Raw genomic sequence first — 9,996 nt, 5'->3', positions numbered from 1 at the left:
CGCAGCGCCGTCGCCGCCAATCCCGCCACGCCGCCCCACAGCTTCGCCGCGCTGGCCGGCGACGGGGAGCAGCAGGTGCGTGGCGCCCTGGCGCAGCGGCTGGCCGCGCTGGCGCCCGGCCTGGCGCCGGCGCAGCAGGACCGCCTTGCGCACATGACCTGGTCGGCGCTGGCGCGGCTCGCGGCCGACACCGCCGCCGAGATCCGCGCCACCATCGCCGAGGCGGTGAAAGACCTGCCCGCCGCGCCGCGCGAGATGGTGCTGGCGCTCGCGGCGGACCGCGACATCCGGGTGGCGGAGCCGGTGATCCGCCTCTCGCCCCTGCTGACCGAGGACGACCTGCTGGCGCTGGTCGATGCCCCACCGCTGCGCGAGACGCTGACCGCCGTGGCGCGCCGCCCCGAGATCAGCGAGGCGGTGGCCGATGCCCTGGTGGCGACCGGCGACGCGCTGGCGATCGGCACGCTGCTACGCAACACCACCGCCGCCATCCGCGAGAGCACGCTGGATGCGCTGGTGGTCCAGGCTGCCGACCAGACGTCCTGGCAGGAGCCGCTGGTGCGCCACCCCTTCCTGCCGCCGCGCGCCGCGGTGGCGCTGGCGGCCTTCATCGCCGAGGAACTCCTGGCTCCGCTGGCCGAGCGCACCGACCTGCCCGCCGCGGTCGCGCTACAGGTGCGTGCGGCGGTCGCCACCCGCCTGGCCGGCGCGCCGCGCCCCGGCGAGAGCGCCGAGGACGCCGCGAACCGCGCCGCCATCCTGGAACGCGCCGGCGCGTTGAACGATGCGGTGCTGCTACGCGCAGCGCATGGCGGGGAGGCGGCCTTCGTCGCCTCGGCACTGGCGGCCCTCAGCCGCATGCCGCGCAGCGCGGTGGACCATGCCGTCGCGACGCGTTGCGCCAAGTCCATGGCGGGGATGTGCCGCAAGGCCGGGCTGGGCGATCCGGCCGCCGAAGCGGTGGTTGCGCTGCTCGCGCTCGGATTGCCGGGTTCGGCCAGCGTGGCGCCCTCGCTGGTGGGCGAGGGTGAACTGCGCTGGCGGGTGGATGCCCTGGCGCGCGCGGCGGCCCGCCAGGCCTGAGGGCCGGGCCTGCCGATCGGCGCGTCAGGGAGCCTCGAATCGCGGCCCTGCCGCGATCCGGGAGCGCAAATGCGCGACCGCGCCCAGACCATCAGCGGCGCCGGGCGCGCCAGTCCGCGGCGCGAAGGCAAGGCGGCCGGACGGCCGCCGCCCGCCGTCTGAGGGTCACATAAAGACTCAGCGAAGCTGAACGTTGTCGAAATCCGGGTGCCGCGCCCGCGCCAGCGCGCCGTGCAGCGCCTGGTGCAGCGAGGCCTTGTCCTCGGCAGCCAGGTCGCGCCCGATCTCGACGACCCGGCCGCGGCTCTCCAGCAGCAGCGTGCCGGCGTGGCCGGGGTCCTCGCGATGGGTCAGCCGCGCCCAGTAGGGGTCGAGCACGATCTCCTCCCGCCTGCCGCGCGCATCGGTGCGCGCCACGGACAGCCGCCCCGGCACCAGCAGCAGCAGCTCTGCCCGGCGCGCGGTGCCGCGCGCGTGCAGCGCGAGCATGCCGAGCGCGAAGGCCACCTCCAGACCCAGGAAGGGCAGAACGGGCCAGGCGCCGATCGCCAGGAACAGCAGCCCCACCGCGGCGGAGACCGCGCCCAGCAGCACCGCGAAGACCCGGAAGCCGCGCCGCGAGAGCGAGCGCGGCGGCGTGCAGACGGCCTGGAACAGGATGGGCTCGGCAGGGACTGTCATCGCACCACAGGATAGGCGAGGATCGCGCCGACACCAGCCATGCCCGCCAGCATCTCGAAACCGAAGCGCCCTGACCACGGCACCGCCACCGCGCCGCGCCGCGCGCGAATGATGCCGCCGGCGCAGGCCGAGGCCTTCATCCGCGCCCTGGCGGTGGCCAACCCGGCGCCGGAGACCGAGCTCACCTACAGCGACCCCTTCACCCTGCTGGTCGCGGTGGTGCTCTCGGCCCAGACGACCGATGCGGCGGTGAACCGCTGCACGCCCGCGCTGTTCGCCGCCGCGCCCACCCCGGCGGCGATGGCCGCGCTGGGGGCAGAGGGTATCGGTCCCTACATCCGCACCATCGGGCTGTGGCAGGGCAAGGCGCGCAACGTCGCGGCGCTGGCGCGCGACCTGGTCGAGAAGCATGACGGCCAGGTGCCGGGAGATCGCGCGGCGCTCGAGGCGCTGCCCGGCGTCGGCCGCAAGACCGCGAATGTCGTGCTGAACGTGGTGTTCGGGCAGCAGACCATGGCGGTGGACACCCACATCTTCCGCCTGGGCAACCGTTGCGGCCTGGCACCGGGGAAGACAGTGCGCGAGGTCGAGGAACGCCTGGTCAAGCGCTGCCCGCCCGAGCTGCTGCGCGACGCGCATCACTGGCTGATCCTGCACGGGCGCTACGTGTGCAAGGCGCGCGCGCCGGAATGCTGGCGCTGCGTGGCGCGCGCCTTCTGCAACTACCGCGACAAGGTGTTGGCGCCGCCGGCTTGAAGGGAGACCGAGGAATGACGCGCAGCTGGATGGCCTTGCCGATGCTGGCGCTGGCGCTCGGCACGACCGGCTGCGGCGGCGGGGTCTGGGCCAATGTGCCGCAGGACCCCGGACCGGTCGCCGCCGGTTGCCGCCGCGATATCGAGCGCGACCCGCAGGTGCGGCGGCTCGGATCGCAGGCCGGCGGCAATGCCGAGAACAACGAGGATGTCCGGCGGCAGCTGCTCGTGCTGCTGCCCGCCCTGTATCACGAATGCATGATCCGCGCCGGCGCCATTCCGCCCGGCACGCCGCAGCCGCCGCCGCGCGTCACCTTCTGACGGCGGCGCGTCAGGCGGTCACGCGCGCCGCATGCCCGGCGGTCACGAAGCCGGGATAGCCCTGCGCCGCGACCTCGGCGCAGATCGCCCGATAGCGCGCCATGCCCCCGGCATAGGGCATGAAGACCCGCGGCTTGCCGGGCACGTTGGCGCCCAGGTACCAGGAATGCCCGGCCTGCGGCATCAGCGTGGCGTTCGCGGCATCGTTCACATGCGCGACCCAGTCCTCGGCGGCCTGGTCCGACGCCTCGATCGTGGCGAGGCCTTTCGCGCGCAGATGCGCGATGCAGTCCGCGATCCACTCCACATGCTGCTCGATCGCCACCGGCATGTTGGTCAGAACCGAGGGGCTGCCCGGCCCGGTGATGGTGAACAGATTGGGGAAGCCCGGCACCTGCAGGCCGAGCTGCGTGCGGGGGCCGGCCGCCCAGGCGTCGTGCAGGGCCAGCCCGCCGCGCCCCTCGATCCCCATGCGCAGCAGCGCGCCGGTCATGGCGTCGAAGCCGGTGGCGAAGACGATGACGTCGAGCGCGTGCTCCGCCCCGCTGCGCAGGCGCAGGCCGGTGGGCGTGATGCGCTCGATCGGGTCGGCGCGGATATCGACCAGCGCGACGTTGTCGCGGTTGAAGGTCTCGAAATATCCGGTGTCGATCGGCGGGCGCTTGGTGGCGAAGGGGTGGTCGATCTCGGCGAGCTTCGCGGCGGTGGCGGGGTCCTTCACCACCTCGCGAATGCGGGACCTGATGAACTCGGCCGCGGTGTCGTTGGCGGCGCGGTCGGTCAGGATGTCGCGGAAGGTGGCGCGCAGCGCGAGCCCGCCCTTCTCCCAGGCGGCGCGGAAGGCGGCCTCGCGTTCCTCGGCGCTCACCTCGAGGGCCGATCGCGACCCCACCGGCCAGGGGTGGCCGTTCGGCGCGCTGTGCATCGCGGCGCGGATCTCCGCCGCGTTCTCCTTCGCCCAGCGCTTGAAGGCGTCGTCCAGCGGACGGTTGCGCGCGGGAATGGAGTAGTTCGCGGTGCGCTGGAACACCGTGAGCTGCGCGGCGGCCTCCGCGATCACGGGCGCGGCCTGGATGCCGGTGGACCCCGTGCCGATCATGCCCACGCGCTTGCCGGTGAAATCGACGCCCTCATGCGGCCATTCGCCGGTGTGGTGGATGGCGCCGGCGAAGTCCGCCGCACCCGGAATGTCGGGCCTGTTGGTGGAGGACAGACAGCCGACGGCGGTGATGAGGAACGGCGCGGCATATCGCCGGCCATCCTGCGTGACGACGCGCCACAGCCCCGCCGCCTCGTCCCACTGCGCCTGCGTGACGCGCGCACCGAAGGTGATGTCCCGCCTGAGGTCCAGACGGTCCGCCACATGGTTCAGGTAGCGCAGGATCTCGGGCTGCTGCGGGTAGCGTTCGGACCAGTCCCAGGATTGCAGCAGGTCGTCCGAGAAATAGAAGGCATAGGCGTGGCTTTCGGAATCGCAGCGCGCGCCGGGGTAGCGGTTCCACCACCAGGTGCCGCCCACGCCGTCCGCGGCCTCCAGCACCCGGACCCGCAGGCCGAGCCGGTCGCGCAGCGCGTGCAGCTGGTACAGCCCGGCGAAGCCGGCGCCGATCACCAGGGCGTCGAAGGTCTGCTCGGCGGCGGGCGGGATCGGGGCCTCGGGCATGGCGTCCTCCGGGTGGGTGGGGGCGAGTGTCGGGCGGGGGCGGGGATGGGGCAAGGGCGGCATCGGTTCATGGCGGCACCCGCAGGTCGGCACCGCATCGAATCCGCCCGGCCCAGGCGCCGGAGCACGGCGCCGCGGGCGATCCGGAGGTCGGCAGTCCTGCACGACGGCCATCGCGGGGCAGCACACGCATGTCGCATCACCTGTTGACCGGCCGGGGGCGGCCCGGCATCCCGCCGCCATGACGCCGATGGACCTCGCCCTGCGCGAAGCCGCCGCCGCCGCGGCGCGCGGGGAGGTGCCGGTCGGCGCCGTCGTCACCGACGCCGCCGGCCAGGTGCTGGCCGCCGCCGGTAACGAGGTCGAGGCCCGCCACGACGCATCCGCCCATGCCGAGATCCTGGCGCTCCGCACCGCGGCCGCGCGCCTGCGCACCCCGCGCCTGGTCGGCTGCACCCTCACCGTGACGCTGGAACCCTGCCCGATGTGCGCCCAGGCGGCCTCCTTCTTCCGGGTGAAGCGCCTGGTCTTCGGCGCCTACGACCCCAAGGGCGGCGGCGTCGATCACGGCGCGCGCATCTTCGCCGCCACGTCCTGCCACCACGCGCCCGAGGTCGTCGGCGGCGTGCGGGAGACCGATTGCGCGGCCCAGCTGCGCAGCTTCTTTACCGCCCGGCGTTGACCATGCGCGCAGGCCCCGGGCATTCAGCGCCCCATATCCACGGAGGACCCCGATGCGCGAGGTGAACGGCAGCGAGCTGCTGAGTGGCAGCGATCACGAATTCGTCGTCAACCTCTATACCGTCATCCTCAACCGCTGGCCGGACGAGGACGGCTACCGCCACCACCTCCAGCGCGTCGAGAACCGCCCGGACATCCGCCGCCAGGTGATCCAGGATATCGCCGGCAGCGCCGAGGGCCGCGCGCTGAACGTGGTGCTGCGCTTCGACGACGACCCCATGGCCGAGCCCGCGCCCATGGCCGCGGCACCCGCGACCGGCGGCAGCGCGTCGGATGTGCTGGCGACGCTCCTCGCCACGCTCGGCACCGTGCCCGATGTGGAGCTCCAGGTGCTGCACTGGCAGCTGGCCGATGCGCTCGGCGCCGTCACCGCCGAACGCGCCGCGCGGCTGGAGGCACGGCTCGCGCGGCTCGAGCAGCGCCTCGGATAGGGCGCGGCCGGCGCGCGCCGCCTGGGCGCGCCCGCTGCGCGATGCCGGTGCCCAGGCACCGCTCGAGCATGCCGGTACCGGCGCGCGCCCCCGGCCACGCATCCGTGATACCGTGCCGCGGTGGCCGGAAGCGGGAGAACGGGCCGGTGCCACGCTGCCGAAGGCGCCGGACGGCGTATCCTCGAACGGTCTCTCAATGCTCCGGCTGCGCGGCGCGGATGGCGCGGCGCAGGCGCGCCACGCCGGAGCGCGGATGCCCGTTCTCACACAGCCGCAGCCCGTCCTCGGCCAGGCTGCGCGCCGGTTCGCTCGTGGCGCCCGGCATCGACGCGAGGCGCAGCGCCAGTTCGCGGCAGTAATCGCGGCTGTCGGTGGTGATCTGCGCAACGGGTTCGGTGCCCATCGCGAAGGCAGGCGCGATCAGCACCAGCGCGAGGATCTGCAGGCGGCCCATGCGGCGGACCATCGCAGACCCCGCCTCGCCCCCCGGTGACCGCGCGATGACGACAGGGTCATGCGATGCCGAGGCGGATGGTTGCGCGCAGGCCCGGCTGCGCCGCCCCCGGCGCCGCATCCTCGAGCAGCAGGTCGCCGCCATGCAGGTGCGCCACCGCGCGCACCAGCGACAGGCCGAGCCCGGAGCCCGGCGTGCCCCGCGACGCATCGGCACGGAAGAAGCGCTCCCCGGCGCGGGCGCGGTCGGCGGCCGGCAGCCCCGGGCCGGTATCCTCGACGACGAGATCGATCCGGTCGCGCGCCGGCGCCCGCGCGGCGATCCGCACGCGCCCGCCCGGCGGGGTGAACTTCAGCGCATTGTCCAGCAGGTTGCCCACCGCCTGCGCGAGCAGGTCGCGGTCGCCCACCACGTCGAGGCGCGCCGGCAGCTCGATCGCGATGGCCTGGCCGCCGCTTTCCGCGACCGCGCCGTAGAACTCCGCCACCTCCGCCAACAACGGCACCAGGTCGAGCGGCGCGAAGGCGGCGCGGCGCGCCCCCGCCTCGGCCTCGGCGATGCGCAGCAGCGCGCCGAACACGCGGGTGATGTGGTCAAGGTCGGCGATGCCCTGTTCCATCGCCGCGCGCAGCGCCTCGGGCGCGGCCTGCCCGTCCAGCGCTTCCTCGAGCTTGGCGCGCGCGCGCGCGATCGGCGTGCGCAGGTCATGCGCGATCGAATCCGACACGCCGCGCACGCCGGCCATCAGCCGGTCGATGCGGTCGAGCATGTCGTTCATGCTCTCGCCCAGCCGGTCGAATTCGTCGGCGCGGTGCGAGACTGGCACGCGGCGCGACAGGTCGCCCGCCGCGATCGCCTGCGCGGTCAGCGCGGCGGGGCGCAGCCGTTGCTCCACCGCGCGGCGCAGCACCGCCGCGCCGACCAGCGCCACGAAGCTCGCCGCCACCGCCGCCCAGGCGATGCCCTCGGCCAGCAGCGTGCGCAGCGCCTGCTTCTCCCCGACGTCGCGCCCAACCAGGAGCCGGTAGCGTTCGCCCAGCTCCAGCACATGGAGCCGCGCATCGATCAGGTTGCCCTCGCGCTGCACGGTGCCGAAGGACCAGGGCGCGTCGGGAGAGGCTTCCGCCGGCCAGCGGTCGAGGTTCCCGGCCAGGCGAACGCCATTGCTGTCGAGCAGCAGGTAGATCGCGGTCCCCTCGACATCCGAGGCGAGGCGGTCGGCGATGGCCTCCGCCACCGCGCCGGGGCCGGCCTCGCGCCAGCGCTCGATCAGGCCCAGCGCATCGGTGCGCACCGAGGCATCGGTCTGGCGGTCGAGCGACCCCGCGGTGGCGTACCACAGCACCAGCGCGAACAGCGCCGCGGCGCCGATGAAAATGCCGGCGAACAGCAGCGCGAAGCGGAAGCCCGCGCTGCGCAGGAAGCGCAGCATGCCCTCCCAGCCGCCGACCGGCTCGCCGCGGGGAAAGGGCGGGGGGGAGATGGCCCGCCCCTCAGGCCGCAGGCGGCCGCGCGGCGGGCAGGCGGCGCGCCGCCATCCTCACGCCTCGGCGCGGATCATGTAGCCGGCGTTGCGCACGGTGTGGATCAGCGGCTTGTCAAATCCCTTGTCGATCTTCTGCCGCAGCCGGCTGACATGCACGTCGATCACGTTGGTCTGCGGGTCGAAATGGTAGTCCCACACCTTCTCGAGCAGCATGGTCCGCGTCACCACCTGGCCGGCGTGCCGCAGCAGGTGCTCGAGCAGGCGGAACTCGCGCGGCTGGATCTCGATGCGCTTGCCCGCGCGCGTCACGCTGCGCGCCAGCAGGTCCATCTCGAGATCGGCGATGCGCAGGCGCGTGGCCGGCGCCTCCTGCGTCGGCCGGCGGGCCAGCACCTCGACCCGCGCCAGAAGTTCGGCGAAGGCGAAGGGCTTGACCAAGTAGTCGTCGCCGCCGGCCTTGAGGCCCTTCACCCGTTCATCCACGGCCGAGAGCGCCGAGAGGAAGAGCACCGGCGTGCGGTTGCCCTGCGCGCGCAGGGTCTCGACCAGGCGCACCCCGTCCACGCCGCCCGGCAGCATGCGGTCGAGCACCAGGATGTCGAAGGGCTCGGACGCCGCGAGGAACAGCCCGTCGCGGCCATTGGCGGCGTGCTCGACGTTGTGCCCCGCCTCGGCCAGGCCCTTGCGCACGAAGCGCGCGACCTCGGCATCGTCCTCGACCAGAAGGATACGCATCACGGAACCCCGGCGTTGATGCGCGCCGGCCCCCGGCGCGATGCGCCTAGATTACAGGGCTGGGCGAGAAACGCGAATGGCCGCCAGCCGGGTCATCCCTCGTTCGGCCGGCGGCCGATCTGCACCGCGATCTCCTGCGCGCGCCCGGCGCGCTGCAGCGTCAGGCGCACCGTCTCGCCGGGCGGCAGTATCGCGACACCACGCACCAGCGCACGGGAGGTCGTGACGGCCTCCCCGTTCAGCGCCGTGACCAGGTCCCCCTGGCGCAGCCCGGCGCGCGCGGCGGGGCTGCCGCGCTCCACCCCCATGATCAGCGCGCCGCGCTGGCGGCGGCCCTGTTCCTCGGCGTCGGAGACCGACACGCCAAGCCAGCCGCGATCGACCCGCCCGCCGCGGATCAGCGCCTCGACCACCGGGCGCGCCAGGTCGGAGGGCACCGCGAAGCCGATGCCCGCCGACGCACCCGAGGGCGAATAGATGGCCGTGTTGATGCCGATCACCTCGCCCTGCATGTTGAACAGCGGGCCGCCGGAATTGCCCGGGTTGATCGGCGCGTCGGTCTGGATGAAGTCGTCGAAGGGCCCGGCGCCGATGTCGCGCCCGCGCGCCGAGATGATGCCGCTGGTGACGCTGCCGCCGAGCCCGAATGGGTTGCCCGCCGCCATCACCCATTGCCCAACGCGCATGTTGCCCGACACGCCGAGCGAGACGGCGGCGAGCGGCGCACGCGGCGTGATCCGCAGCAGCGCGAGGTCGGTGAGTTCGTCCGCCCCGATCACGCGCGCGACGTAGTCCGTGCCGTCATGCGTGGTGACCGTCACGCGCGTGGCGTTGCCCACGACATGTCCGTTGGTCACCACGATGCCGGAGGGCTCGATGATGAAGCCCGATCCCGCGCCCTGGACGAGCTGCCCGCGGCGGCCGCGCTCGACCGGCCCGCCGCGGGGTTCGGCCGCGCCCTCGCGGCTGGTCACCTGGATGCTGACCACGGCGGGCAACACGCGCTCGGCCAGGTCGGCGAAGTCGGGCAGGCCGCGCTGGGCGCGGGCGGGGACCGAGCAGGCCGCGAGCGCCGCCGGCAGCAGCAGCGCGAGGCGGCGCGGAACGGCGCGCGAATCGGGCAGGGGGGCGTGAACAGTCACGCCGGTCAATCTGCGCCCGCCACCCGGACCGTTCAACCCGAAGCCGCTGCGGGGTCCTCGGGCCAGGGATGCTTCGGGTAGCGGCCGCGCATGTCGCGCCGCACATCGGCCCAGCCACCCTTCCAGAAGCCGGCGAGGTCGCCGGTGACCGCCACGGGGCGGCCGGCGGGCGAGAGCAGAGCGACCTGCAGCGGCACCCGCCCACCGGCCAGCGGAGGCAGCGCCGCCAGGCCGAACAGGTGCTGGGCGCGGGCTTCGAGCGTCGGCACGTCGCGCGCATAGTCGATGGCGGCGGAGCGCCCGCCCGGCAGGGCGATCCGCGCCGGCAGCGCGGCATCGAGCGCGCGGCGCCGATCCCAGGGCAGGCCATCGAGCAGCAGCACCGCCGCGTCCAGCGCGCCGAGATCGGACAGCCGCGTGCGCCCGTGCAGCCGCGGCGCCAGCCAGTCGCGCACAGTCGCCGCCAGCGCGGCGTCCGACAGGTCGGGCCAGGCCTCGCCCTCG

Annotated in this window: 12 protein-coding genes; 5 read left to right on the top strand and 7 right to left on the bottom strand. The window is 74.2% G+C overall.

What is annotated here, in order from left to right; translation table 11 throughout:
- On the top strand, positions 1–1,083 hold a 1,083-nt coding region (locus HW578_RS17690; RefSeq protein ID WP_198371932.1), incomplete at its 5' end, for a DUF2336 domain-containing protein.
- Between the two features lie 177 nt (positions 1,084–1,260).
- On the opposite strand, the gene HW578_RS17685 is transcribed toward HW578_RS17690, so the two are convergent.
- Positions 1,261–1,764: a DUF2244 domain-containing protein gene (locus HW578_RS17685; protein ID WP_198371931.1), complete on the bottom strand. Its 504-nt coding sequence runs from the start codon at positions 1,762–1,764 to the stop codon at positions 1,261–1,263.
- Positions 1,765–1,875: 111 nt separating this feature from the next.
- Between HW578_RS17685 and nth the strand changes: the two genes are divergently transcribed.
- A complete protein-coding gene (gene nth / locus HW578_RS17680; RefSeq protein WP_198371935.1) occupies positions 1,876–2,520 on the top strand; it encodes an endonuclease III in 645 nt (214 codons plus the stop codon).
- Positions 2,521–2,534: 14 nt separating this feature from the next.
- Positions 2,535–2,840 (top strand): hypothetical protein, encoded by a 306-nt coding sequence (locus HW578_RS17675; RefSeq protein ID WP_198371930.1) that lies wholly within the window; start codon positions 2,535–2,537, stop codon positions 2,838–2,840.
- Positions 2,841–2,850: 10 nt separating this feature from the next.
- Here the strand turns inward: HW578_RS17675 and HW578_RS17670 are convergent, their stop codons facing one another.
- Positions 2,851–4,503 (bottom strand): flavin-containing monooxygenase, encoded by a 1,653-nt coding sequence (locus HW578_RS17670; RefSeq protein ID WP_198371929.1) that lies wholly within the window; start codon positions 4,501–4,503, stop codon positions 2,851–2,853.
- Positions 4,504–4,753: 250 nt separating this feature from the next.
- Between HW578_RS17670 and HW578_RS17665 the strand changes: the two genes are divergently transcribed.
- The gene (locus HW578_RS17665; RefSeq protein ID WP_456308289.1) at positions 4,754–5,185 is read left to right on the top strand and encodes a nucleoside deaminase; all 432 of its coding nucleotides are present in this window, start codon (positions 4,754–4,756) and stop codon (positions 5,183–5,185) included.
- A gap of 52 nt (positions 5,186–5,237) precedes the next feature.
- Positions 5,238–5,675, top strand: a complete 438-nt coding sequence (locus HW578_RS17660; protein ID WP_198371927.1) for a DUF4214 domain-containing protein — start codon at positions 5,238–5,240, stop codon at positions 5,673–5,675.
- Positions 5,676–5,868: 193 nt separating this feature from the next.
- Here the strand turns inward: HW578_RS17660 and HW578_RS17655 are convergent, their stop codons facing one another.
- The 5 genes from HW578_RS17655 to HW578_RS17635 all read right to left on the bottom strand — a co-directional run.
- Complete coding sequence (locus HW578_RS17655; RefSeq protein WP_198371926.1) at positions 5,869–6,141, bottom strand: hypothetical protein; 273 nt, start codon at positions 6,139–6,141, stop codon at positions 5,869–5,871.
- A gap of 46 nt (positions 6,142–6,187) precedes the next feature.
- Positions 6,188–7,561, bottom strand: a complete 1,374-nt coding sequence (locus HW578_RS17650) for a sensor histidine kinase (protein WP_198371925.1) — start codon at positions 7,559–7,561, stop codon at positions 6,188–6,190.
- Positions 7,562–7,669: 108 nt separating this feature from the next.
- Positions 7,670–8,350, bottom strand: coding sequence for a winged helix-turn-helix domain-containing protein (locus HW578_RS17645; RefSeq protein ID WP_198371934.1), 681 nt, complete (start codon positions 8,348–8,350; stop codon positions 7,670–7,672).
- Positions 8,351–8,442: 92 nt separating this feature from the next.
- Positions 8,443–9,492: a S1C family serine protease gene (locus HW578_RS17640; RefSeq protein ID WP_369407914.1), complete on the bottom strand. Its 1,050-nt coding sequence runs from the start codon at positions 9,490–9,492 to the stop codon at positions 8,443–8,445.
- A 32-nt stretch (positions 9,493–9,524) separates the two neighbouring features.
- On the bottom strand, positions 9,525–9,996 hold a 472-nt coding region (locus tag HW578_RS17635), incomplete at its 5' end, for an ATP-dependent helicase C-terminal domain-containing protein (protein WP_304621644.1).

The organism is Roseomonas rosulenta, from assembly GCF_016106005.1.
GTDB lineage: Bacteria > Pseudomonadota > Alphaproteobacteria > Acetobacterales > Acetobacteraceae > Neoroseomonas > Neoroseomonas rosulenta.
This window is presented reverse-complemented; position numbering and strand designations above follow the sequence as displayed.

Bases quoted from the DNA above. Each gene is read 5' to 3' on its own strand.
- HW578_RS17685 (WP_198371931.1), bottom strand. From the start codon at position 1,764: ATGACAGTCCCTGCCGAGCCCATCCTGTTCCAGGCCGTCTGCACGCCG.
- HW578_RS17650 (WP_198371925.1), bottom strand. From the start codon at position 7,561: ATGCTGCGCTTCCTGCGCAGCGCGGGCTTCCGCTTCGCGCTGCTGTTC.
- nth (WP_198371935.1), top strand. From the start codon at position 1,876: ATGCCGCCGGCGCAGGCCGAGGCCTTCATCCGCGCCCTGGCGGTGGCC.
- HW578_RS17670 (WP_198371929.1), bottom strand. From the start codon at position 4,503: ATGCCCGAGGCCCCGATCCCGCCCGCCGCCGAGCAGACCTTCGACGCC.
- HW578_RS17665 (WP_456308289.1), top strand. From the start codon at position 4,754: ATGGACCTCGCCCTGCGCGAAGCCGCCGCCGCCGCGGCGCGCGGGGAG.
- HW578_RS17645 (WP_198371934.1), bottom strand. From the start codon at position 8,350: ATGCGTATCCTTCTGGTCGAGGACGATGCCGAGGTCGCGCGCTTCGTG.
- HW578_RS17675 (WP_198371930.1), top strand. From the start codon at position 2,535: ATGACGCGCAGCTGGATGGCCTTGCCGATGCTGGCGCTGGCGCTCGGC.
- HW578_RS17655 (WP_198371926.1), bottom strand. From the start codon at position 6,141: ATGGTCCGCCGCATGGGCCGCCTGCAGATCCTCGCGCTGGTGCTGATC.
- HW578_RS17660 (WP_198371927.1), top strand. From the start codon at position 5,238: ATGCGCGAGGTGAACGGCAGCGAGCTGCTGAGTGGCAGCGATCACGAA.